The organism is Adhaeretor mobilis (assembly GCF_007741515.1).
Taxonomy (GTDB): domain Bacteria; phylum Planctomycetota; class Planctomycetia; order Pirellulales; family Lacipirellulaceae; genus Adhaeretor; species Adhaeretor mobilis.
The window spans coordinates 1578238-1603262 of sequence record NZ_CP036263.1 but is presented as its reverse complement, the minus strand read 5'-3'; the positions used below and the strand labels follow the sequence as shown (position 1 = coordinate 1603262).

General features: G+C 55.5%; 14 protein-coding genes. 1 reads left to right on the top strand and 13 read right to left on the bottom strand.

The window, feature by feature from the left end:
• The first annotated feature begins 78 nt into the window (after positions 1-78).
• Positions 79-1884, top strand: coding sequence for a hypothetical protein (locus HG15A2_RS06235; RefSeq protein ID WP_145058891.1), 1806 nt, complete (start codon positions 79-81; stop codon positions 1882-1884).
• Positions 1885-2103: 219 nt separating this feature from the next.
• Here the strand turns inward: HG15A2_RS06235 and HG15A2_RS06230 are convergent, their stop codons facing one another.
• The 13 genes from HG15A2_RS06230 to HG15A2_RS06170 all read right to left on the bottom strand — a co-directional run bounded on the left by HG15A2_RS06230 (position 2104) and on the right by HG15A2_RS06170 (position 24935).
• Positions 2104-2742, bottom strand: coding sequence for a TlpA family protein disulfide reductase (locus HG15A2_RS06230; RefSeq protein WP_145058889.1), 639 nt, complete (start codon positions 2740-2742; stop codon positions 2104-2106).
• 155 nt (positions 2743-2897) lie between these two features.
• Positions 2898-4826, bottom strand: coding sequence for a PEP-CTERM sorting domain-containing protein (locus HG15A2_RS06225; RefSeq protein ID WP_145058886.1), 1929 nt, complete (start codon positions 4824-4826; stop codon positions 2898-2900).
• A 260-nt stretch (positions 4827-5086) separates the two neighbouring features.
• The gene (locus tag HG15A2_RS06220; RefSeq protein ID WP_145058884.1) at positions 5087-11191 is read right to left on the bottom strand and encodes a hypothetical protein; all 6105 of its coding nucleotides are present in this window, start codon (positions 11189-11191) and stop codon (positions 5087-5089) included.
• Positions 11192-11312: 121 nt separating this feature from the next.
• The gene (locus HG15A2_RS06215; RefSeq protein WP_145058882.1) at positions 11313-12746 is read right to left on the bottom strand and encodes a type IV pilus modification PilV family protein; all 1434 of its coding nucleotides are present in this window, start codon (positions 12744-12746) and stop codon (positions 11313-11315) included.
• A 2-nt stretch (positions 12747-12748) separates the two neighbouring features.
• Positions 12749-14071, bottom strand: a complete 1323-nt coding sequence (locus tag HG15A2_RS06210; RefSeq protein WP_145058880.1) for a pilus assembly FimT family protein — start codon at positions 14069-14071, stop codon at positions 12749-12751.
• Between the two features lie 51 nt (positions 14072-14122).
• Positions 14123-15241 carry a type II secretion system protein gene (locus HG15A2_RS06205; RefSeq protein ID WP_145058878.1) on the bottom strand — a complete coding sequence of 373 codons (1119 nt, stop codon included), beginning with the start codon at positions 15239-15241 and terminating at the stop codon, positions 14123-14125.
• The gene (locus HG15A2_RS06200) at positions 15238-16284 is read right to left on the bottom strand and encodes a type II secretion system protein (RefSeq protein ID WP_145058876.1); all 1047 of its coding nucleotides are present in this window, start codon (positions 16282-16284) and stop codon (positions 15238-15240) included. The genes HG15A2_RS06205 and HG15A2_RS06200 overlap by 4 nt, the downstream gene beginning before the upstream one ends.
• A gap of 142 nt (positions 16285-16426) precedes the next feature.
• Positions 16427-17758, bottom strand: a complete 1332-nt coding sequence (locus HG15A2_RS06195) for a type II secretion system F family protein (protein WP_145058874.1) — start codon at positions 17756-17758, stop codon at positions 16427-16429.
• 158 nt (positions 17759-17916) lie between these two features.
• Positions 17917-19632 (bottom strand): GspE/PulE family protein, encoded by a 1716-nt coding sequence (locus HG15A2_RS06190; RefSeq protein ID WP_145058872.1) that lies wholly within the window; start codon positions 19630-19632, stop codon positions 17917-17919.
• 127 nt (positions 19633-19759) lie between these two features.
• The gene (locus HG15A2_RS06185) at positions 19760-20860 is read right to left on the bottom strand and encodes a type IV pilus twitching motility protein PilT (protein WP_145058870.1); all 1101 of its coding nucleotides are present in this window, start codon (positions 20858-20860) and stop codon (positions 19760-19762) included.
• 481 nt (positions 20861-21341) lie between these two features.
• Positions 21342-23048, bottom strand: coding sequence for a GspE/PulE family protein (locus HG15A2_RS06180; RefSeq protein ID WP_145058868.1), 1707 nt, complete (start codon positions 23046-23048; stop codon positions 21342-21344).
• A gap of 335 nt (positions 23049-23383) precedes the next feature.
• Positions 23384-24070: a hypothetical protein gene (locus HG15A2_RS06175; protein ID WP_145058866.1), complete on the bottom strand. Its 687-nt coding sequence runs from the start codon at positions 24068-24070 to the stop codon at positions 23384-23386.
• A gap of 148 nt (positions 24071-24218) precedes the next feature.
• The gene (locus HG15A2_RS06170; RefSeq protein ID WP_218932356.1) at positions 24219-24935 is read right to left on the bottom strand and encodes an SGNH/GDSL hydrolase family protein; all 717 of its coding nucleotides are present in this window, start codon (positions 24933-24935) and stop codon (positions 24219-24221) included.
• Between the last annotated feature and the right edge of the window lie 90 nt (positions 24936-25025).

The following is a 25025-nucleotide window of genomic DNA, read 5'->3' as shown; positions in this document are numbered from 1 at the left end:
ATTGATATAATCGCTAAAGTGAAAGTCTGAAGTTTCCCAAAGCAGTCACTGAACTGCATTCAACTGCTAGCATTCGGCATGTTTCTTATGACTCACTGGCGTTCTCTACGTATCGAACGACTCGAAGCGCGCGAACTACTCGATGCTGCTGGGGTGACGATTATCACTCACGGAGCCCAAGTAGTAGCCGGATTGCCGGATTGGGAAGTGACTTTGGGACAAGCCATCCTCGATCGCGCCGATGGCAGCGCGACTGATCGCACCACGGGTAGCATCTTCCGCCATGACCAAACGACTGGGCGTTGGTCGGCGCTAGACAACAGCGTCTGGACGAACAGCAATTCCGCCGCAGAACACGTCGTCCTGCTGTACGACTGGTCGCAAGAATCAGGTGCCCTGAACGATGGTTGGGCCGAAGCCGCGGCAGACAGCTTGTTTGCAAGCCTAGTCGATGACAACGACTATTTGTCGGGAGACCTGACTGGACAAAGCTTCTATGAACTGGGACTCGAAACGCCCGCTATCGAAGAAGGCGGGCTCCTCGACTTCCATTTCATCGGACATAGTCGCGGCACCGTGGTTAACTCCCTAGTGACCGAGCGATTTGACCATTATTTCTCAACGATGATCGACCATGTCACAACGCTCGACGGTCACCCAGCTAGTGCTATGAACGATCAGGGGTACGTCTCTACGGACCCCAACAATAATAGTCGTATATTCACCTACAATAACGTCCTATTTGCTGACAACTACTATCAGCAGAACGGCTCCTACGAACCGGTTTTCTTCGACTTCAACGGCGTACGCACTAACGGAGCCTACAACTTGCGACTTCCTACGACCGTCCTAGAGAACGGCGGCGGTGGGCTGGAGCATAGCGACGTGCATACTTGGTACTACGGCACGGTGACTGAGCCCTTTGATTCCAACTATTCCGGCTTCAATGCAGCAGGTCGCAACAACGATGGTGATGTGAGCTTCCCCGATAGCTGGTGGGGCAACTCGGGCGTACCAGCCCGCGATGCCATCGGTTTTCACTTCTCAGAAATTGCCGGCGGCAGCCGTGCCGGACTTGAGCAGTTCGGTTCAAAGATCGACGCCGGTTCCATTGAAACCGTCAATAACGGTGACTTCCGATTTAACTTTGGCGTTTTCAGCGACAATCCTCCTGGCTGGATTCGCCACGGTGGTAGTGGTACGGGCGATGTTGATGATAGCGGCGACTATCTCGAACTCGATGCCGCCGGCAACGCCTCGTTCCGCCGCCACAACCCGCTGTGGTTCGACGTCAACACCGTGGCCGTTGAGTATGACTATCAAATTTACGGCATCGAAGGCTCCTCGCCGGACGATCAACTTCAGGTAATCATTGGCGATACCGTAATCGAATCGTTGCTACTTAGCTCGATCAATGGCAGCTTCGTGATCGATCACCAAGCACCGCTCTCCTTCACCCACGGCGGTTTTGTTGACACGCTCGAGTTCCGCATCAACGATTCGGCCGGCGATGGCATCGACTCGGCAGTCCGAATCGACAACATCCGCCTTGTCACTAGCATCCCCGCCCCGGATGCCGATTTTAATAAGGAAGCAGCCGTTTCAGGCTTCGATTTCCTCACCTGGCAAACCAGTGCTGGCATACCTTTAGGGGCCGTCAACGCTCAGGGCGATGCCGACTTCGACGGAAATATCGACCTCGACGATCTCACCGTCTGGCAACAACAGTACGGCACCAGTAGCCTCGTGGCTGCTGCTACTCTCCAAATACCGACAGCTCCTCTGTTTGGCAGAAACATCTGGCTGGAACCAATGACCGAGAGTCAGAAAATCAGAGGCGACAAAGAAGCAATCGTATGGAGCAACTGGCAGCCAAGTCCGTAGGGTATGTCGAGCTCCACGAGGCGTACCGGTTTGCCCGTATCTACGGCTTCGGACCTCAGACCTCGGGCTTCAGGCCTCCAGGGCAACCCTGAAGCCCGAAGTCTGAAGTCCTTGGTGCCTTGAGCTCGGTACGCCTCGCTCCACTCGACATACCCTACGGCTGGATATCCCGTTACCACGCAGGAGCGTGGGAACGAGGCAAGGTTGCGATATTGCTGCCTACTGCCCACTCTTCCGCCCACTTCTTCCCACCGCAACCGCTGCATCAAGCGCATTGGTAAAGTTCTGCCCACCGTACCCGGACCAACTCACTTGGCCGTCTACGAAAATGATGAACGTAGGAATGCCCTGGATCCCCAATCGGTCGAAGAAACCTTTGCACCCATAGCCAAGCGGCCAATTGGCGCCAGGCGAAGCGTCGAGAAAGTCTTGCAGCTTCTGAACGTCGCGCTCGGTTTCCATCGATAGGCTCACGAACTGAACCCCTAAAGGCCGGTACGCGTCAGCCGCCTCGACGATCCGCGGCATCTCCGCCAAGCACGGCCCGCACCACGATGCCATGCAGTCGACGAACACAACGTCGCCAGAATTCACTACCGCATTGATATCAAAGTCGCTTCCCGCAACGTCATCGCTTCCCGCAACGTCGTCGCCTGCCGGAGCATTCAGCCACCCATCAGCCTGTACTCCAGGCCAGGACGTGCCAGAAGGGACGGGCGGGCGGCCGGCAGAAGTATCAGTCCGCCAAAGAACGGCCGCCAGCGCAACGGCAAACACCCCCAGTATCACCAGCGGCGTCGGAATACCACCACCGCCCGGCTGCGAGGCCCCCTCCTGCGATGAATAGTCACTTTCCATAGCGCGTGCCTTCCTAAGTATTGCTTCAAGAAAAAGTTGACATTTCTCGCTACCGCCGAAATGGCCCCGATCCACCCGATCCAACTTGGATCGGGACCTATTCTGCGGTAGTCACTCTGGCAACTGCCTTGACGCTTCTTGAACCCATCCTACGCCTATCGCTTGCGACGCAAACCGGCTCCAACAATGAGCCCTAAGGCAAGCACCAGGCTCGAAGGCTCAGGTACAGCGCCGGTAGCGGCACCGCCAGAAGCGATGGCACTCACGCCGAATTGTTGCTGCCACAGCAGGAAGTCGAACCCGTCGGAGTCGCTATCCCCATCGCCATCGCTGCCGTCAGTCATGCCAAAATCTATCTGCCACTCGTCGAGGTCCAGGCTATCGACCATGCCATCGCCGTTGTAGTCACCCACCAAATTCGTGTTCCCCGCCACCACGTTGATGTAAACGGCATCCGATTGGTAATCCACCACGTAACTGAAATCAGGGTCGATCGAGAGCGGCTCGATATCAAACGTTCCGATGATACTATCCGCGGTCATGATCTCAAACGTATCGCCATCCTGCGGGTTGTAGCCCGAGTCGATCGTCAGCCGCAACGCTCCGCCGAGCATCGCATCGCCCGTCATTGCCAGACGGCTATGATCGTCGTCATCGTCGATGTGCATGGAGAGCTCACTGATACCGGACATGGCCAAATCGCCGAGCACAAATGACGAAGCAGCGCCAACAGTCAACGATCCCACGCTGAGCAGCGGGGCTTCGACCACGGTGTTCTCAATATACATCTCGCCATTATCAACAAGGTTACCGCGGAACCGCAGGATCGCATCCTTACCAAAAATTTGTCCGTCGACATTGTTCGTAAATAGTTCTTCGAACTCCATCTCGCCACCGATCGACTCGACAATACCGCTGTTAACGACGGAACCGGTCACCAACATCTGCTCGCGTATATTGGCAATCCCAGCTGCCGTGCGGATGTCTCCCCCAGCGTTCAAGATGTCTCCCTCGATGCGACCATCGCCACGAATGACGCCCGTGTTAGTAACCGTAGGTGTCAGAATGATCCCGCCCGCCAGATTAATGCGTCCGCTAACTCCAACGTCAAAATTGCCATCGACGCGGAACAGACCGTCATTCTCAACATGCACCGTACTGCGAGCCGTCTCATCGGAAGCATGCCCAATCTGGGTGTCGTTGAGAATCCATAACAACGACCCTTGATCGCTAATCACGACTTCGCCGAACGAACCGGATTCCACCCCAAATTCGGCATCGTGAACAACACGCACATAGGCTTCTTCACGGATCTCCAACAAGCCACGCCCCTCGTTACCCACGATCAAATCGCCGGTCGTGCCCGTATTCGTACCAGGACCAATATTCCAACGCGTTCCGCGACCACTTACATAGACACTGCCGTTGCCAGGCTGCTGTGGAGTTCCGGTTCCGCCGGAGACTTCTTCGTTACCGATAATCGCTTCGTCGTCGGTTTGCACGCGAGCAAAATTAGTGATATCGAGGCGACCAAAGCCGCCGTGTCCCACAGCGAGAGTATTGTTACGCAACAGAGAACCCAAACCATCGACCGTTACGAACCCTTGCGAGCCTTCAATCTCACCAATCGCCATGTCCGGGTCTGTTCGCGTACCCATCATTCCCGATGGTGCACCCGTATCATCGACGTTGGTTCTTACTTGTGCTCCCGCAAATATAGACAATACACCCTGACCTTCCTCTCCCACAATAAACCGATCCTGGACTCGCAGTGAGGAACCAGCGCCCACTACCTGAATCAGACCGTAACCGTCGAAGATGCCACCAATCGTAACGTTCGTGGCAGTGAGCGGATCGGTGTCTTGAGGAACATCCACAACGACGGTACCAAAATCCGTACCTCCTACCTGCATTCCAGTTCCGCCGACAACCAAGTCGCCACCTGTGACAGCGCCACCAAACTGTGGCAGGTCGGGTACATCAGTCCCGCTGCCGTTATCTATTACCGGAGTGACGTCACCATTGCCTATGACATCCGCATGAACTGAGGGTGCCAATAGGGCAAGTGCGATAGACAGCGACAAGAGTCGCCCTCTAAGTGTTATTAGATTTTGATACACAGTTAATACCTGTTCATTCTCTGTTCAGAAGAATAGTTTCGAGTCGCTTAACGTAGTCCGTGCGACGATTCATTGGGAGCATGCACACGAGATGCGCCTCCCTCCATCATTTTCTCTTGGGCCTAGTCCTGTCAACGAAATTGCGCGACCTAGCTAGGTGAATCCGCTAAACGTCCCGGAATTGCCGGTTATGCCGACGCCGTTTGTTCAAAACAAAGCCGTATTTACTCGATTTGACGATCCAAGCGGATAGTCTCCTCGACATTGTGATCCACGCCCGGTTCGAACCCAACGGGGATCGAACGGTCCACAATGCTGAACTTTCTCAGCCGTCGCGTGTCGCCCGTGTCCAGACCAAACTCACGCCCTAGTTGATACCCTTCCGGGTAGATGCGATCGTACAGCGCCTGCAACTGGGCCGAGGTTAGATTATTACTCGGATCGTTTAAGGACTGGAATTCCCCAGACGTCGGTGCCGGTGCCGGTGCCACCTCAAAAAACCCTACCGTGATCCAAACAGCGAACACATTGGATCGTGTCGTTGTAAGATTATCCAGTCGAGTCACCGGTTGGTAATGGAAATAGGCGTTGCGATCCGTGTTCCTTGGATCTTTTGTCGCTCCGTTGCGAGCCTCTTTGCGCTCAAACATAACAGGCGTATCACTGGGTGCCATGGTCGCATCAAGTGAGTCACTGCGTAGCAGTCCCGTCTCGACATCCGGTCGCTCCATCGCTGCTAGGGGAACAAGGTCCCCGGCACCCGTAGCCCGGAACGGATTGGCAAAGAAAGTTGGACTATCACTGCTCAGCGACAGCATAGCGTCGCTGTCACTACCGTACCCACGTCGGGAGCTGGCAAACTCCTGAGCTTCCGGACCCAGGTGCTTCTGCGCCCCTCCCATATCCTGCTGGATACCTTTCCAGACGGTACCGTCGGCAATGGTATTGAGATTCACCTCGCCCGGGTCGCGGAACTCAGAGACAAAGTTGTTGGGAATCAGCTTGCCATAGCGAGGATCGTCCGTGGAAGTGACAGGCACCGTGTTGTTATTGAAGGCAACCGGATTGAGCCAATTCTTGGTGCCCACGAACAGCGAGGGTGTATGCACGTAATCCAACATGCGGTAAAGCCCCGTCATGGGCTCCTCGGGGGCAGGAGGCATCGTTGCAGCCGGATCAAGTGTGTTGTGGAAACCAAGCAAGTGCTCAAATCCGTTATGTGCAGGCGTGGCTGCTCCATTTTGAATCGCTTGATAAGGCCACTCTTGTTCCAATCCCGTCACCGGATCGTTGTCTTTCGGATCTGCTGTCGCGAACGCCCGGAATAATTCAAATGAACTCGTTCGTGGTACCAGCATCAACTCATTTCCGCTAACGTAAGGGCGATTGTTCCAGGTTAGCCAATCGAAGGGGGTCTGGGGCTTCGCATGGAGTGCTTCTCCGGAAAGTGCGGTGTCCTGGAAAGGACGATTGAGGTAACCCATCGTGGCTGACGGAATTGCATCGAACGTAAAATCACCGTTGTAGTCTTGGCCCGTAAGCATGTTCTTGAAATCAGCCGGTGCTGGCGGGTTAAACCCCAGCCCATCGGCTCCATTCCTTGGGCCCAGCGTAGCTCGCTTTTCGGAAGAAAACGGCTCAAACGCCATCAACGATGCCATAGGAGCGGTCGCAGCCGACCCGAGCTTTTCTTGCCCAGTCATGCCTCGTTGTAAGCTCGTAAAAGTCCTGCGTGCCTCGCGCGGTGACGTGCCATCCTCTTCATTCCCCACCTGACCAATTGCCACATCGCCGATGCTATTGAAAACGCTTAGGTTAACTCCCATCGAATCGACTGTACGATAAGGATTGACAGGATCATCCTCGCGGTGCTCTGGATGACCGGCTTCGGGATTCCAACCAAGCAATGGATTTGCCAGCCTTTGCAAAAAAATGACCGAGTAGGTAACTCGCGGGTCAGGCTTACTGGCATAAATCGCGTCAACCCTCTGTTTTGCAGCTTCGAACTCAGGATAGGCCGGGTGCACTTCATTCGCCGGACGGGTAGTTCCAATCGGTCCGTCCATTGGTACATCAAGTGTCATCAAGGTCCCGTTGCTATCCTTGTACTCACCTGTTGTCTTGTCCAACCGAGCTCCCATAATCCTTTCGGGATAACCCTCTGCTGGTTCTGAAGCGGTGAGTGGATTGGGCATGTTGATGATGGCAACGTCAGCGCCCGGAGTGGCGGCAGCTGTGGCACTCGCATCTGCAAATCCGCTGTCGAGTGGTGTACGCATCTCCTCCCCTGTCAGCGGGTCTTCGATTACCCCATCCTTCTCGTGCATAAGCCTGACCGAACCGGTCGTAGTATTGAGTTCAAAACGACGAGATTTCTTGGCTGGGTCGCTTCGAGAACCGTCTTGGTCTGCGATCACTACTTGGTTGTCACCACCGACTACCATGTAACGCCCTGGCCGCACGTGGTAGGGACTTGTGGTCCCTGAATAGAAGGGCTCGCCCTCTACCATCACGTCATAAGCAGGAGCAAAATCGGTAAAATAGGCACAGCGGTCGAGTTTGGCATCCGCAGGAGGACGACCTACAACGGCTGCAGTTCCCCCGTTCGCCACTTTCCAATCAACGAGCGAATCGGGATTCCACTGCATAGCTTGATCGCTAGCATATTTTTGGGTTCTCTTATAAAAAGCCATCCGCCACACGGGTGAGCGTTGGGCACTTCCACTTAAGTCGGTGTAATTGGTAAAGGTGGACAGATTAACCCCAAGGTCTTGCCCGCCCACAATCCGATGTGTATCGGCAGGCGCAGCGGGGTTTGGCGCGTTAGGATTATAGAGTTCAATTAACAACCCGCCTCTTGGAACGAACCTCTGGTCGAAATCTTGGTCCTTCTCAGGATCGCTCCGATCTAGCAACGAGGGATTCCTAGGAGGCTGGTTAGGATTAGGATTATTGCGGTCCGAGTAGATAATCTCATTCGAGTAGTTGCTGGTGCGACGGTCATGCCAAGCGAGCGTTTCAGTCATGACCAGTTCGGGCCGTTCCAGTCCCCAAACGATGCCGCCAATGTCGTCAGCTGTCCCCGCTTTGCCATCGGGCCCGAGGCTATCTAGAGTGTTGTTCACCCCGCCCAGGGTACCGATCTCGCCATCAACATCCCATCCATCGAACGGGTTGTGATCGTACTCAAAAGCGGTCATGGCGGAGTCGGCATCGCGAAAATCAACCGAGTTGATCGCCCATTGTGCCAGTTCGCGGCATCTTCGTTTGCCATCGTCGGAGTCCACATCAAACGGGTCGGCAGCGGCGAGCGCCGTGATGTACAAATCCTTGGCCAGTTCCTGACGACGCAGGTTGTCCCACGCAACCTGATAGGCGACGCTCCGTACACGCGGATCACGCAACTCGATGGGCGATTTGGTTGGGTCCTTGGAGTCGAACTCGATCATGCCGTCCTGATTGCGATCAATCATATCGACCGTCGTGGCAAGATCATCACGCACAAACGCATCGGCGGGGTGGTGAATGTTGTCAGCCGGATCGACAGGTTGCACATCGATCGGTTGCCCTAATGCGGCGACATTTTGCTGGAGTCGCCATTGGGCTCCTTCTGGCTCACCTGGCTCATCAACCACACCGTTGTTGTTGTCATCACGCCCGTTCCCCAACGCTCGATTGATATCCAACAACTTGCCGTCCGCAAGGTCCTGGGGGATCAAGCGTTCGAGGGCGCGACGCTGTAAGGCGCTCAGCGGAGGAAGGAAATTCGGCGTGGCTGTCCTGTTGTATCGCAGACCAGCAGTTACTGCACGCATGCGATACTCCATCAAGTCAGCAAACGATGCCCCAACAGCGGGACGCCCCATGACTTCTAGGAAACTGTCGTCGTTACCCGTATTGCCATCCAGGTCCATCTTGGTGCCATCGGTCTCATTCACCCAACTCGGCAACACACCTGCAGGGACCGGCAGGTCGAACGAGTCGGTCGTTATTAAGTTACGGGCCTGAAGGTTCGATCCTACAAAGTTAGTTAACGTGGCCAGTCGTTCTGACGCAGTAGTCGCGTCTGCATCGTACACTCGCAGCAGACGCTCCAATTCGTTAACTGTGTACGGAGAGTCGGGCGAATTCGGACTCTCCCCAGACACGTTGAGCAGATTCATCTCGTAAGGCATGTCCCTCGATTGGTACGAAGTATCCTCGGCGATCACGCTAACAGGTTGGCCAAAGTCATTGATACCTGTGGAAGGGTAACTGCTCGCAAAATCGGGAGCACTGCCGTACAGGCTAGGAGGCGCTGCACTGCCAAATCCTACTGGTACTCCCTGCATATTAAGCTGGTATTGAATGTCCATTTGACTAGGAGAGCCAGGGTAGCCGAACCCATCGGTATAAATATTTCCATAGCGCCCGGTCAATTGACGCCCTGAAAGCGGGGCTAAGCCAGTTGCATCAATGCCTCGGGAACCACCTATAGTACGATTGGCCCATTCAGCACCGAGCAAAGGTTCCAAGTCAATATCCGCCGGTCCAAGGCCTTGGCCAAATGGCAAGTCGAGAGCTACTGCGGTGCCAGCAAGTTCAGCATCATAAAATGGAGGGTAAGCACCAGGCGGGCGAGTCGTGAAAACTTTCGACTTTACTTGCTCTCGCGACCCGTGCGCATTCACATTCAAGCGCCCATCCAAATCCAAACACAGCACCGCGGCCATCGGTTTGACGAGGGTGCCGTCCGGCATACTGATGATACTCGCGCCGAAGTCTACCCACACGCTATCGCGGTAGCCGTCGTTGTCGTTGTCGACATCCCACGGACCAGCGATCATGCGGTTGACTATTAGTCGTTGGTTATCAGGGTCCGCGCGGTTGGTATCAAACTGGTTGAAGGCTTGTGCAAATTCGGGGTTGCTGCCGGTGAAGTTCGGATGATCCAACCAACTCGGGCGGAGCATGACCTTGCGAAGAACCATTGGCTCGACAGCCAAGTGACTGCCACTGTTGGCAACTTCTGTTTTCCAATAGTTCAACAGAGCAGGTCGATGCAACGACGGCAGCGGCACGTTGTTACCAGACGTGCTCAACGAGGTTGGATCGCTTGGCCAGGAGGAGGGGTCAGTTACATCGTTAACGACCCATGCATTTCCCTGTAGGTCCTTCGGCATCAACGCCAGCAGCATGTTTTGAAAGTCAACCGCGTCGTAACTCTCATCGCTGCCACCAAAACCGGAGTAGGGAGAATTGACCGTGATTGTACCCAGCGGATTTGGCGGGAAATAATTGAACGTGGTTCCAGTTGTCGATACTACCGATCCTGGATCAAAGAAAATGGTATTTGGCTCAAGAGCAACTTGCATATCGAGAGTCGTTGAACCATCGAGAAGAGTAACCATTTCTTTTGCACTTAATCGTGCATCGCCCGTCGTTGCCGTAGAGTCGTAACCAACCCCCGTGCCATTGAACGGCCGGCCGTTCACGACGAATTCGCTGCCTTCCAAGAGTTGCTGGAAGTCGAGTTGATCGATATCGCCGTCGCGGTCATAGTCCTGATTGAGTGTGCTACCATCGGCCAACGGAAAGGCGAGCAAGCGAAATCTGGCGAATTTACGCGGGTAAGTAGGAGTTGGCGTTGCCAAGCTACCGCTTACGGGATCTATCAAATGGTTGGCCGGGATGTAGCCGACGATTCGAGTGCTCACTCCTTTTGCAAAGCCGCTAGTGAAAGTGAGCGTCATGCCATTGTAGGCATTCCTCTGCAATTTCATGCCGTTGACGACATTCGCCGCGGCTTGATTGCCGAATAGGTCCTCGACGCCAAGCACGTCGATTTCAAGAATCTGACCGTTGGTGATATTGAAGTTTTGCGACACACCATCGACATCGCGCGTCGGTGCCCAACGCGCCGTCAGGCCGTCGGCGTCAGTCTGAGCGTTCGGCACTGGCACGCTCCCCACAAACCCGTCTTCCCCGTACATATCTCTTAACAAACTGTGATTACGCAGCACGCTATTGGGGTTCTTCGTGTCGCGCACGACTTGTTTGAGAATGTCGTCCAGCAAATCGGCTTGGCCGACTTCGGCGCTCGTGTTTTGGCTCGCCTTGGCCTCTGCCTTTTGGGTGCGGTACGCGTGCCGCGACGTCACCACAAACGCGGTGCCGACCAACAGGAACAGCACGAGCATGCTGAGCGCCACCAGGAGCAAAATGCCTTTGCGGCGTTGGCGCTTGGGCGCTCGGCGCTGGGCGCTGGGCGCTGGTTTTGGCAGCGGAGAACTAGCGTCTAGCGCCTCGCGCCCAGCGCCCATGTTCGGTGTTCGTTGCTTATCGTTCATCTTCTCTTCTCCTGAGCGAATCGTTTGCCCCGGCCCGCTCAGTATTGGTTGGTTGGTTGGGCGCTGGGCGCTAGGCGCTGGTTACTAACAACCAGCGCCTAGCGCCCAATAACTAGCGCCTCTAATTCTGCTGCATCGGTATCGATCGTGTCGTCACGCTGACAACTCCCGGAAGGAGTATCGCACGGAGGTCTTCTACTTCATTTGGATTGGCAGGGTCTTGTGGCCAAGCAGGTCCGTCGAGCATGGCGCGTCTCACGATATGGCCGTGACTGTCGATTGAAGTCTCGTCGTCGAGCGACAACAGTCGGTACCATTTCATGAGGAATGTGCCGTTGGTTTGGTTCACGCCGGCCAAGGCGATCCACTGACCGGTGCGGATGTCTTCGGTTGCGTCTTCTAAGCTCTGCTGGTCAACCCCGATGAGTTCCAATTCGCCGCCAGGAAGGAGCACGGCTTCCAACAATCGTTCGCTGGTTTCCGAGGGAACTTCCTCGCGCCGATAAAACACAGCGACCGAAACATCGTACCTGCGATTGCCGTATTGGTCGTGCGCCGGTTGCAGCGCGTCGAGCCCGTCGTTGGTGACCGGCACCACGGTGGCTAGCCACGTGTAAGTCGTATCGTACTGACGCCGCAGAAGTTGATCGTCCGAGGGATCGTCCGGCGTATTGTTCGCGCTACCACTCAAATCGACATCGGCAGTCCTCCAACGCTGAATAGCCGGCTTGTCGCTCTCCTCAGGTAATTCTACGCTGAGTGTGTCATGAAGGGAAAAAATGGTGTCGGCAACATTCAGCGGCAACGCAATCGCTCCGCCATTGGTTGTTGGATCAGGTGCGGGTAGCGTTACGCGTCGAATCGGCCAAGCATCTTCCAGAATTGGAGCGAGAGAGTTTTTCCAAGCCGCTGGCATAGTGGCGGTAAGTTTGACTCCCCCCGCATAGGGAAAGAACTGGTTGTGGTTTTCCGGGTCTTGCGGCGGTAATGCGGCAGCAACGCCAATCGGATCGATCACAAATGCACGCCCAGGACCGATTGCACCTGCTGTTAAATTGAACTCGCCAATATTGGCCCGCTGCGGATTGGGTACCCGAGCGGTACCATCGAAAACTGTTTCGGGATGAATTACGTATGACTTGTCGGTAGGCGAAATTGACTCGGAATTCAGTTCCGTGACTGTCGCCATATCTGGATCGCCATACAACCAAGCCTCCGGCTTGAGCATCCCCCGCGCTAACATTTCATCGAACGCGGCATCGGACAGTGCGACCCCTCGGCTGGCGCGTTCGCCTCGAGAGGCGTAAAAGTTGCCGACCGGAAACAACGACGCCACGCCCATCAGCCCAAACAGCAGGACGAACATGCTGATGAGGACCTCTAAGAGGCTGATACCTCTTCTCGAAGGCGGAAGGAGGAATGGGGAAGGGGGAGCTTGTTGGAGGCTGGCGCGCAGTGATTCCGCCTTCCGCCTTCCACCCTCCGCCTTGGAAAGGCCTTCCGTCGTGGTGGTCCTGGTTGCCAAGCCAATTGTCGGGCGTTTGAATGCTCTCATGCTTACCGTCCTCCCTCTCGCCGCATCTCGCGGGCGTATTGGCGAGCGGCGAACAGTTGCTCGGCGACTTGGTCAATCACCGGGTCGTTGTTCTGAGCAGCCGAAAGTTGTCGCGGATCGACAAACGTGTTTGCGGTGCCGACCATGCGACCATTATTCGCAGAAATCGAAATCCAACGGCTGTCGAGGTTGAGCCAATTTATTGTCTCACGACGTGATTCCAGGTCCGAATCGCTCACCGAAGCACTCAAACTAAAGTTGGGATCCGTTGGGTCCACGCTCGCATTCTCTACTCGTCCTAGGAGCAGCATCACTTTTGCGACGCTGTCCGACTCAGCACCGTTGAGATAGACGCGCTCGATACGGCCCGAAGGAGCAAACATCATGCCGACACTATTTATTTGTGGGGTAGCAAAGGTCGCGAGAGTATCGTCGTAGAACGAACTATTCGACGGGGCTGGAGTACCGTAAGTGTTGAAAAGGAATGTAAATCCACCCAACGTCCCTCCCTCAATTCCGGAAGCGACCATATCGATGCCGACCCCCCTGGGCAGCGCCAGCGGCGGCTCGGGGGAGTTCGCAGGTTGGCGAAAGTTGCGATATTCCTTCGGTGCTGTCGCGGTGCCCCCTCCTGCTACAAGACTAAGAAGCGGACGGGTTGACGAGAGGTAATTGCACTGAATCGTAATTGGGTTAGATGCCGGATTGGGCTGATTGTCGAACGTGTAGAAGTCGCCCTGAGGGAAATCTGCCTCCGCCTCAGGATTGCCGTCACCATCTTGATCAAGATCGGTAATCTGGTATCGCACCCCATCAACTTCCACGATGTCGCCACGCCGAAGAAAATTAGGAGGCAATGGCTCCTGGACGTACTCGAGAGGGAAAGGATCGGTGGTCGGTGAGTCACCGTATATGAACTGAAGTGTGTGTGTGTAAAGTGGCAAAGAACTGTTCGCGATTCTAACTCGCGAGAAGTTGCTAAACCCGGCAAACGCCTGGGGTACCTCAAGCTGGAAAACTTCCAACGCCACGCCGCTGCCAGGGGCCGATTCGACAAAGCCAATGCCATGCGGCCGCCCCGTGCGGGCCGCCTCCGCTTGGGCAATGGTGATGTAGTTCTGCACCGCGCGCGACGCTTCACGAATCTTACGAACGTCGTTGTTGGGCGAAAGAATCGGAATGACCCCCGCCACCAGTGTGGTGAGGATCGTGATGACGACCAACAGCTCGATGAGCGTGAGTGCGGGGCGGAAAGGGCCTGCTGGCTGCGCAGCGTCACGCCACTGTTGATTCGCTTTTCGCTTTTTGCTCTTTGCATCTAACATATAACTTTTCTCTGTTCCAGTCCTCCCCAGGACGGTCACCCATTTGGACTCTTAATCGTCCCCGTCGTGATTGGTGATGTTGTCGATAAATACGTCCCCGTCGGGCGTACCAACGAACGTGCCACTTCCGGGTTCATAGGGGTCAAGCGAGGCGATATAGTCGTCCGTTTTGCTGTTGATTCCTGATTCACCATCAGCACCCGAAGAGTAGATGAGCGGCACCAATCGAAAAGCTGGGTTTTCATCTTGGAGATAATTCTGAGGAGACGAAACTACCCGATCTCTACGGAACGGATCGAACGGGTCGTGGTCGACATCAGCGCGATGAGCCTTAGCCTCAGCATCCTGTGTGGGCAAGCTAAACATGCTGTTGTTAAGTGATGTCATGACGGTTGATCGCTCCGCATAGCCTGTAGGCCAACGTAGCCAACTGATTGGTTGCCCCCACCCGTCTATGAATTCGGGAGCACCATCACCATCGGTATCTGCGATATCTTGTTCACTAAACAGGGTCCGTGCCTCCCCTTCGCCGGTGGCATACATGATAACCATGAAGAGACACTCCGCACCCTGGTTCTGCACGACGGCATCTAGATCAGACGAGTTAAGGCTGTTGTAACGCCGCAAATAGGTTGAAGTGATGGCCGGATAGTCGGTGCTGAACATTCCGAAGCCCCCCGATTGCAGCGGGAGGGGGTAGGACTTGGTGACTGGTGCAACAGCAGAACCTGGCGGAGTACTCTGCACCGTTGCGCCAAAGCTACTACTAGGACCAAGGATGTCGCTCCATCGATCAGGCATTTCCAATTTCATCAAGGAACGAATCGCGAGCAATCGCGCAGAGGCTTGATCACGACCTGAGTAAGGGCCGCCAACGTACTGAACATTCACCCGTCGCGTCGTATACGACTGATAGCGCTCCATGAGCAGCCCGTCGATCTTGGTGATGATGCTTTTGGTGCGGGCGTGGCGGGCACTCTCGAAGGCGGCATTCGATGCACCCAGCAGCGCTGCCGCCAGGATCGAGATGATCGCCATGGTGATCATCAGCTCGATGAGGGTGACCGCAGGGCGGAGGGGGGAAGGAGGAAGGGGGAATCCGCGGTTAGACCGTGCGCGCACAGCAACCCCTCCGCCTTTCGCCTTCCACCTTCCGCCTTGGATAATCATTCTTGTTCCGCCTCCAACGTGTCTTGCGTGAAGTTGGTCAGCGTGTCGGCGATGTCGCCCGTAAACGGGCCTTCTGGGAACAGGAGACCGGGCTCTGCGCCAGCGAATCCATTCCAGTCGTTGGTTTCCCCCCAGGCATCATCCAAGCCTGCGTGAAGCACTTGGAACGTCCCTTGGTTCACAAACTTGGTTTGCGAGTAATCGGTAATGGTGCCCGTGGCCGTCTCTAGGCGACGTCGGATGGGGCGAATTACCGTCCCTCCGGTTCCTGAAATACTGGTATCAGATCTGGAGGCCAGCTCGAAGTCATATTTGGGGAGCATCTCGCTGGGTTTCAGTTTGGAAGTGTCGAAGTAAACATAGGGCTGCTCTGAATCGGCCGGTGTGTAAGTCCAGAGATTGATGCGACGCGTAGCACCGTTGGAATCTTCGTACTCCACGAACCGACCAGAAAAATTGCCGTTGTCGTCCCGCGGACCAAAGCGAGTTACATCGAATTCGTACAGGAAATTACGGCTTTCTAACACTTCGGCACCATTTGCAGGAACATAGGATGGTCCGCCGGGTCCAGTGAAAGGTCGTTGCTCATCGTCACTAAACCCGCTCAGCCAGAGGACGATCGCTTCGGCCCCAGACAAGCCATTTTCCAAATAGCCGCCTTGATTCATCGCCGACGATCCCGAGGGGGTAGGGGCAGACGGATTGCCAATGAGTTTCTCAAGAAGCTCGTTAGGCTCGTTTGCACGAGAAAACCAATTCTTAATGGCACGCGTCACATCGGAGCGAACCTGCGTCAAAGATGGTGTTGCTCCATTATTTGTAATAGCATTCGGAGGAAATGTCCCGAAGTCTTCTTTGAACGTCAACAATGAGCGTTCGATCTCTTTGATCTCTAGCTTGATCCGGGCCCGCTTGGCGGCGTTGAGCGCGTTGACGGCACCAGCGGTGATTAGGCTCGCCAGGACCGCGATGATGCTGATCACGACCAGCAGCTCAGTGAGAGTAAAAGCGGGGCGCCGGTTCTTGGTTGGGGAGTTGCTCATAGTAGTTTGCTTGGTTGGGTACTTAATCCTTGTGATGAATAGTGCAAAATATAAATTGCAAATTGTTTGTCGGTTGCCTTCTCCTCACCTCTTACCCTCTCTACCTAACACCTAATCCCTAACTACCTATCCCCCTAATTCATTACCCCGACAGACCGTTGATCAAGTCGACCAGTGGCAGGAACAGTGCGATCACAATAAAGCCCACCGCACCACCTAGGAAGATAATCAGCAACGGTTCCATCAGCTTCGTCAGGCTGTCGGTGAGGACGGCCACTTCCTCGTCGTAGGTGTCGGCCACTTTGTACAGCATGGTGTCGAGCTCGCCGGTCTCTTCCCCCACGTCGACCATGTTCACCACAATGTCGTCCACCACGCGTTGGCGGTACTTCATCATGTAGATCAGCAGCCCAATCGGGCCGGCGATGAATGCGAACCAGAAGAACGCAGCGACCGGGTGGAAGCTGAGCTTGGAGTATTCCTTCATCGGTTGGGCAATGGCGTCGCCCTCTTTAATGCGTTCGGTAATCTTGCTGAACATTTTCTCGAACACGGCGTTGCCGGCCGTTTCGCGCGTGATGTTCAGCGCTTCGAGGATCGGCACGCCGGAGGCGATGAGCGTTCCTAAGGTTCTGGAGGTCCGTGCCATAATGTTTTTCTCGACCAGGGCACCGAAAATGGGCACCTTGATGGCAAACTGATCCCAGCCCATGCGTCCCGCCTTAAATTTGCGGATGAGCTTGACCGTTAACCAGATAGCAATTGGTATGCCAGGAATGAGGAACCAGTAGTTGGTACACCAATCGGCCACCGCGATTAGGTAGACGGTCATCTTGGGCAATTCGAGTTCGAAGTCGTCGAAGATGCTTTTAAACTGCGGCACGATCTTGATCATGATGAACGTCAAGATACCCACAGCCACCGTGACAACGACAACCGGGTAGATCATCGCGCCTTTGACTTTACGTTTGAGCGATTCGGCGCGTTCCTTGAAGTCGGCCAGGCGTTGGAGGATGAGCTCCAGGGCACCACCCGCTTCGCCCGCTTTGATCATGTTCACATAGAGGCGGTCGAAGCACTTGGGCGACTTGACCATCGCCTCGCTGAGCGTGTCGCCACCTTCGATCGCTTCGCAGGTGTCTTCCAGGGAATACTTCAAGCGTCCTGGTTTGGCTTGATCGCCAAGGATTCGCAACGAGCGCAAAATCGGTAGGCCCGCGTCTTGCAGGATGGAAAGTTGCCGCGTGAAGGCGGTGAGATCTTTGGAGCGCACGCCACCGAAGACAAAGCCTCGCTTTTTCTTAGCGCCGCCGACGGCTTCGTCTTTTTTGCGACTCTTCTTGACGGAGATCTTCGTGACGAAGTACCCCATCTGGCGAATCGTGGATTGCGCATCTTCCTCGGTGGCCGCCTCGATCACATCTTTGATCTCGGCACCTTGCGAATCCATCGCTTCGAATTGGAAAGTGGGCATGATAAGGCTCGTGGCTTAGTTTCGTGTCATTCCGACAGCCGTCTCAGCGGCGGAGGAATCCGGTCTCAATCTGTGTTCGTCTGGTTACTCAACTGGGGTTCAAACTGGATTCCTCGCTCGCTCGGCTCCCTTCGGAATGACATGATGGTGGCTTTCTCTTACGCTTCCATAATGGTTTCGCGGATCACTTCCTCGGGCGTGGTGGTTCCCTCATATGCAGCTTTCATGCCAGCATCTCTCAGGGTGACCATTCCGTGCTCGCGGGCTTTATCTCGGAGGTCGTCGGTCGAGGCATTCAGCATGATCATGTCGCGGAGCTCGTTGTTCATGATCAGCAACTCGAATAGGCCGACGCGCCCCTTATATCCTGTATTGTTGCAATTTTCGCAGCCTGAGCCACGGAAAAAGCGTTTTCCCTTCATATCTTCCTCGGTGAGCTCCAAATCGTCGAGGATTTCCTTTGCGGGTTTGTACTCTTCCTTGCACTGGGTACAGACTCTGCGCACAAGCCGCTGGGCGAGGATGACCTCGACAGTTGCGGTAATCAGGAATGTGGGAATCCCCATATCCTTGAGTCGCGTGATCGTGGCCGAGGCGTCGTTGGTATGCAGCGTGCTAAACACCATGTGCCCGGTGAGAGACGATTGCACGGCGATTTCGGCCGTCTCCAGGTCGCGAATCTCGCCGACGAGGATCTTGTCTGGGTCTTGCCGCAGAATGGCTCGTAGGCACTGGGCGAAGGTATTGCCGATGGACGCATCGATGGGCACCTGGATGATGCCATCCATGTCGTACTCCACCGGGTCTTCGGTGGTGATGAGCTTGTCCTCAATGACGTTGAGCTCGTTGAGGGCGGAGTAGAGCGTGGTGGTCTTGCCAGAGCCCGTAGGCCCGGTCACCAGCACAATGCCGTTGGGCTTCTCGATGGCGCTGCGGAAGTCGGCCATCGTTTGTTCGTTCATACCCACATTGCCCAGGTCGAGCGACACAACCGAGCGATCGAGCACCCGCATGACGACGCTTTCGCCAAACATGGTGGGTAGGACGCTCACACGAAGATCGACCGGGTGACCACCCACGGTCAGCTCAATTCGGCCATCCTGCGGGAGGCGGCGCTCGGCGATATCGAGATCCGCCATCACTTTGATGCGTGTGGTAATGGCAAATGCCAAATGACGTGGCGGCGGGACCATCTCGTAGAGCACGCCATCCGCCTTGATGCGAATGCGAAATTCGTCCTCGAAGGGCTCGAAGTGGAGATCGCTCGCGTGATCCTTAATCGCCAGCAAAAGCACCATGTTCAGTAGCTTGCGAACCGGAGCACTATCAGCCAACGCTTCCACACTACTGATGTCGTGCGCGTTGCCCTCAGCCGCGGCAACCGCGGCGGCCAGATCGGCATCGCCCTCGAGGTCGGAAACGATCGACTCGACACTCTCGTTACTCTCGCCGTAATAGCGTTCCAAGGCCGCAAGCAGGGAGGGCTCGGTGGCTACGGCGACGCGGATGTTGTAGCCCAGAAAGGTGCGCAATTCGTCCTGAACCGCCAAATTCTGCGGATCGCACATGGCTACCGTCAGAGTATTTCCGTCGAACTCAATGGGGATGATGCGATACATCTGGGCCATGGGCTCGGTGACCAATGCGAGCACTTCAGGCTCGATCGTTACCTCATGAGCGGAGACGGTCTTGAGCGACATCTGCTCTGCAAGCGCGATAGCTAGCTGGTCGTCGGCCAGTAGACCGAGATCCATCGCCACCTGACCGAGCATCTGCCCGGGGCGTTCTTTTTGCTCGTCTACGATCAGTTCGAGTTGTTCGTCGCTGATGTAGCCAAGGTCGACAAAGATTTGTCCGATTCGACGTAGAGCCATTGCTTAGAGAACAGGGGTTAGGTTGTGGTTGGTCGGTTATTTGTAGGGGCCGAGAGGAGCGAGGCATACCACCGCGTCTTGGTATGCCTCGCTCCACTCGGCAGTACCCTACGTCTCGTCTCGTGTCTCAATCGTCATCTTGCTCTTCATCAAAGACGCCTCGTTTAGCCGAGGCAATTCTTTTGCTAAGGTCATCCGGGCTATTGGCTTTTCCGATGACATCCTCTTCCGAGCAAATCTCATCTCGCCAGAGCCTGAAGAGGTGATCATCGAGCAGTTGCATGCCGTGCTTCGCACCGGTTTGGATCGCGGAAGTGATACGGAATACTTTGTTCTCGCGGATAAGGTTCGAGATACCGGGCGTGACTACCAGCACTTCAAACGCGGCAATGCGTCCACCACCGATCTTGGGAATCAGCTGCTGGGCAAGGATCCCAATGATCGACGTGGCGAGCTGCGTGCGAATTTGGTCTTGCTGGTTGGTGGGGAACACGTCGATCACGCGATTGATCGTGCCGGCTGCGCTCGACGTATGCAGCGTGCCAAATACCACGTGACCCGTCTCAGCAGCGGTAATGGCCGCTTCGATGGTCTCTAGATCGCGAAGCTCACCTACCAGGATAATATCAGGGTCTTGCCGCAGGGCTCGTCGAATTGCTTCCGCAAAGGAAGTGACATCCACGCCGACTTCACGTTGGTTGACCGTGGACTTCTTGTGGTTGTGATAGAACTCGATCGGATCTTCGATGGTGATAATGTGATGATCGACCGTGGAGTTCACGTGGTCGATCATTGCCGCCAGCGAAGTACTCTTGCCCGAACCAGTCGGCCCAGTAACGAGAATCAGCCCGCGGGGGCGCATGATCATATCTTTGAAGATCTCCGGTAGCTTGAGATCTTCCATCGTGAGCAAGTCGACAGGAATCTGCCGTAGCACCATGGCCACGTTGCCACGCTGGCGGAACACCGACACACGGAAGCGAGCCTCCTCGCCAAAGGCAAAGCCGAAGTCGGCGCTGCCGGTCTCTTGGAATTCTTGCTGGCAACGATCCGGCGTGATGCTTTTCATCAAGCCCATCGTGTCTGCCGACTCCAGGACCTTGGTCTTGAGCTTCTGCATACGACCATGCAATCGCAGCACAGGCGGTTGCCCGACGGTGATATGCAAATCGCTCGCACCCTGCTTAACTTGAGCAGAGAGCAGCTTGTCGATCAGAATGGTTCCCATACGTGCCTTCTTGTCTGATGTTCTCAGTTCGCGCTATTGCCCAGGCAGTTGCCGGCTGTCGCAATTTGCGGGCGACCCCACCTACTGCCACCCACCTAAGTGACACTCTGGGCGACGCCTTCATTGTTCCGAACGAAAGCTTGGAAAAGAACTGCCCAGCGCGGCGACTGTGGAGGCCCCAATTTGGGGACCATGGGCGCTGTCCACATTATGCGCGAGAATCTCTCTAAACTCAAGTATTTCAAGGGGATAACTCCACAAGGGCCCTGTTGGATTCTGCCCCAAGCCGTCTCGTTTCACTGTGCCATTTCGCTGCAACAGGAACCCGCAGAGGAGCTGCCACCGGAGCCTACCCCCATCGACGCGTCCCAATCCGAGAGTTAAGCCCTACGCTGAATGAAAATTAGCTCGCGGGCTATTGTTGAAGTGAGTAGAGGTTGAAGTGAGAAGCAACGAGCGCTACAGTCACTCTCAAACGCGACTACTTCTCAGTCCGCTTCGTCACCTTGAACACTTCTTCGAGCGTCGTGATGCCCTGCATGGCTTTCGAGATGGCATCTTCGTAGAGCGTGCTCATGCCCTCAGACTCGGCAGCCTTGCGAATGTCGATGGTCGAGGCACCTTGGAACGCCAGCTCGCGCACTTTGCTGGTCATCGTCATGAACTCGAACACGCCAAGCCGTCCACGATAACCGCCCTTGCCACAATGCGAACAACCGACACCCTTCATAAAGGTTGCCTCTTTGGCCTGTTCGGGCGTGATGCCGGCGGCTTGAAGTTGCGCGTCGGATGGGGTGTGAGGCTGTTTGCATTTACTGCACACAACACGCACAAGACGTTGCGCGAGAATACCAACCACACTTCCTGCCACCAGATAAGCCGGCACGCCCATGTCGACCATGCGTGTGATCGCACCAGGCGCGTCGTTGGTGTGGAGCGTGCTGAATACCAAGTGACCTGTGAGCGAAGCTTGAATACCCATCGACGCGGTTTCATGGTCACGCATTTCGCCCACGAGAATCACGTTGGGCGCTTGTCGCAACATAGAGCGAATGATCGCTGAGAAGTCGAGCCCAATCGAATGCCGGACTTCGACTTGGTTAATACCAGGCAGGTAGTACTCAACCGGGTCTTCGGCAGTGATGATTTTTCGGTCCGGCCGATTCAGTTCGTTGAGCGCCGCATAAAGTGTGGTTGTCTTGCCCGAACCGGTTGGCCCCGTCACGAGGAGGATGCCATTGGGGCGGCGGATAATATTGCGGAACTTTTTAAAGTCGACATCAGAGAGGCCCAACTGGCGGACGCCAACCTTGATATTATCCTTATCCAGCAGGCGCATTACGCATGATTGACCGTGACTGGTCGGCAACATGCTCACACGCAAGTCGAGTTCTTTACCGCCAGCGGTAATCTTAATGCGACCGTCTTGTGTGCGCCGTCGCTCAGCGATATCCATCTTGGCGAGAATCTTAATACGCGAGAGCAACGCACCAAGCAAACGTCGTGGCGGACTATCTCGCTCGACCAATACACCGTCAATGCGGTAACGGATACGAACGCGATCTTCGAACGGTTCGACATGAATGTCCGACGCGCGAAGCTGCACCGCTTCGCCAATCATCAACTGCACGAGCCGAACGATGGGGGCGCTCGTCTCGTCGACCACATCGTCGTCGTCGCCAGCGTCGTCACCTTCCGTCTCGGTGAAGTCGATCGCCGTGTCGGTAAATTCTTGCAGCATCGAGTCGGCAGACTCGCCATCCACCTGCCCGTAGTTTCGGTTAACCGCTTCGAGGATGCTCTCCCGCGTGGCAAGGCCGATCTTCACATCGCGATTGAGAATGAACTGCAGCTTGTCGATGGTCGCAAAGTCTTCAGGGTCGCTGGTGAGGACCATCAACTTGCCATCATCTTCCGAGAAGGGGATGACGGAGTTCTCTCGCGCGACCGACTCGGGCACGAGTTCCACCACGGCCGGGGGGATCGGCACGTTGTTCAGATCGTAGTACTCGTACTTATGGAATTCAGCCAGCGCCCGCATCAGTTGCTCGGCACTGCCGTAGCCCAGATTTTGGACCGCGTCCCACAGTTTCAAGTTGCGCGAGGTGGAAACGGTTTGGGCTTCTTTGAGCTGTTCAGGCCCAAGGATTCCCTTTTTGATCAGAAAGTCACCGAAGTCAGCAGCCATGGTGGCAGGGGTTCTCTGTTTTGTTCCGAGAAGTAGTTTCGAAGTCGTCTGGTTCCGATGTCGTCAGCGAATCTCATGCCGACAGACAATCGACGACTAAGAGACAGTGACAGAAGTGGTTACGACGAGAGAATTCGCGCGGTTGCGCACATTTGAGCAACCCCGCTACGACGGCCCCACTCCACAGTCCTAGGCTAATGACGCCCCCGCAGGCTGTCAATCAAGTAGTCGCCGGCATCAGCGCGATTCCCAGGCAATATTCGGCTAGCCGAGGAGCTTGCTCGCCGTGAATTCTAAGCCCTCGCACGCATCCCGGCCAAGAGAAACTCACCCAACTACTGAACCGCCCCCAAAGTACGCTCACGAGGATCATCCGACTTATTCGGCTTGCTCTCTTCGCTGCGGGCCAGCTCTCGCGACCGTTCGCGAAGCGTCCGAGCTGTGCCGCGAATCGCATCTGCCTCCCTATAAAGTCCTTCGACTTCCAGGCGATGGGCCACTTCCTCTAAGTGCCAGGAACTATCGCGTAGGATGGACGATCTGGAGTGGGCCGGTTGATGGTGAGCCCCCCGCTGTTCACGTTGGAACTCACGCGGCCTGTCACGATCAAGCTGCCGTCGCTCATGACGCTCTCGTGGCTGACCCACCCCACCCCTGGGCCCGGGGTTGTTGAGCGCTGGATTGCCCGACGGGTCGAAACGAAGATTTTCTCTAGCAGGAGGATCTAGGACTTCGCCAAGAACGCGCGATTCGCCGCGCAAGCCGTCTCTTCGTAGTTCTTGTTGAATTTGCCACCCATGGGGAGGCTCCTGCGGCGACGCCTCTAAAGGCGGCACGATCGATCCGCCCTGCCTTTGGATTTCTTCAACAACGGCATCCACGATTGCCTTATCTTCTTGGTCCGTTGCAACAACAACCGGTGGAGGCGCCTGCGCTTGGGCTATCGCCACGCCTCCCAAACCTGCAAGCAAACCGGTGCAAACCAAGGGGATGTACTCCCAGCGAGTTCGGCTGATCGTCATTGCTTTCTCCGTAAAGACTTACTGTGAGGGGAACTTGTATCTTGGTAGTATCCCGCGCCGCCGATGATCCGACAACCCAACTCCGCCGCTTGCGGCTTAGCTGGTCTCTTCATAAATCGTAGTCTCCGCGCGAGACGTAGCTTGCGGGCTATTGCTCTCTCTCCCGTTGAGCAGTCGATTCCAACCTAGGTTCCAGCACCGGCGCCACGAGCGAGTTCCATAGCTTGTAGCCTGCGTCGTTCAAATGCAGGCCGTCGTTGCGAAATAGCTCAGGCCGCGGCTGGCCGTCGTTGCCGAGCATCGGCTTCCAAACGTCGATGAATTCCAACTCTTCGCGTTTTGCACAGAGCTGAGCAATCTGCCCGTTCGCTTCGACCATGGTGTCAGCCAGCTTCAAGCGGGCGAGACTCGGTTTGATGGCGATAAAAGCGATTCGAGCCTTAGGCAGCGTCTTGTGAATTCGCGACGTAAGCGTTTGGAAGTCTTTCACCACTCGCTCCGCATCCTTTCCGGCGGCAATGTCGTTGTCGCCGGCGTAAATGAAAACAAGCCGCGGCTTGTGCTTGAGAACAAGCAGTTCGAGATGGCGAATCGAATCTTCAAGTTGCGATCCGCCAAAGCCACGATTGAGCGCAGGCGGTTTTAGGTCTGGAAAACTCTTCGGCAAATCCCACAGCCGGATGCTCGAACTCCCCACAAATACGACCCCTCCAGGATCCGTCGGATGTTTGGCGTCTTCAGCTGCGAAAGTCTCCATCGCTTTCGCCCAGCGTGCAGACTTGGTTGGCGACTCGGCAGTAGCAATCGATACGGCAAGCAATAGCGCCAAACTAGTGAGAAAACCTATCTGGGAAAACTTAGTCATCATTTGCTCCTTGGCTTCTGCCAACCACGGGTAATATCGAGTGGATGAGCCTAGCCGGAAGCCAGCTTCGCGTCAAAGCAGTGCCTAGAA

What these genes read in the sequence shown, in the direction of transcription:
- HG15A2_RS06235 (WP_145058891.1), top strand. Translation starts at nt 79, where the DNA reads ATGTTTCTTATGACTCACTGGCGTTCTCTACGTATCGAACGACTCGAA.
- HG15A2_RS06175 (WP_145058866.1), bottom strand. Translation starts at nt 24,070, where the DNA reads ATGACGATCAGCCGAACTCGCTGGGAGTACATCCCCTTGGTTTGCACC.
- HG15A2_RS06220 (WP_145058884.1), bottom strand. Translation starts at nt 11,191, where the DNA reads ATGAACGATAAGCAACGAACACCGAACATGGGCGCTGGGCGCGAGGCG.
- HG15A2_RS06185 (WP_145058870.1), bottom strand. Translation starts at nt 20,860, where the DNA reads ATGGGAACCATTCTGATCGACAAGCTGCTCTCTGCTCAAGTTAAGCAG.
- HG15A2_RS06200 (WP_145058876.1), bottom strand. Translation starts at nt 16,284, where the DNA reads ATGAGCAACTCCCCAACCAAGAACCGGCGCCCCGCTTTTACTCTCACT.
- HG15A2_RS06190 (WP_145058872.1), bottom strand. Translation starts at nt 19,632, where the DNA reads ATGGCTCTACGTCGAATCGGACAAATCTTTGTCGACCTTGGCTACATC.
- HG15A2_RS06215 (WP_145058882.1), bottom strand. Translation starts at nt 12,746, where the DNA reads ATGAGAGCATTCAAACGCCCGACAATTGGCTTGGCAACCAGGACCACC.
- HG15A2_RS06230 (WP_145058889.1), bottom strand. Translation starts at nt 2,742, where the DNA reads ATGGAAAGTGACTATTCATCGCAGGAGGGGGCCTCGCAGCCGGGCGGT.
- HG15A2_RS06195 (WP_145058874.1), bottom strand. Translation starts at nt 17,758, where the DNA reads ATGCCCACTTTCCAATTCGAAGCGATGGATTCGCAAGGTGCCGAGATC.
- HG15A2_RS06170 (WP_218932356.1), bottom strand. Translation starts at nt 24,935, where the DNA reads ATGACTAAGTTTTCCCAGATAGGTTTTCTCACTAGTTTGGCGCTATTG.
- HG15A2_RS06210 (WP_145058880.1), bottom strand. Translation starts at nt 14,071, where the DNA reads ATGTTAGATGCAAAGAGCAAAAAGCGAAAAGCGAATCAACAGTGGCGT.
- HG15A2_RS06180 (WP_145058868.1), bottom strand. Translation starts at nt 23,048, where the DNA reads ATGGCTGCTGACTTCGGTGACTTTCTGATCAAAAAGGGAATCCTTGGG.
- HG15A2_RS06205 (WP_145058878.1), bottom strand. Translation starts at nt 15,241, where the DNA reads ATGATTATCCAAGGCGGAAGGTGGAAGGCGAAAGGCGGAGGGGTTGCT.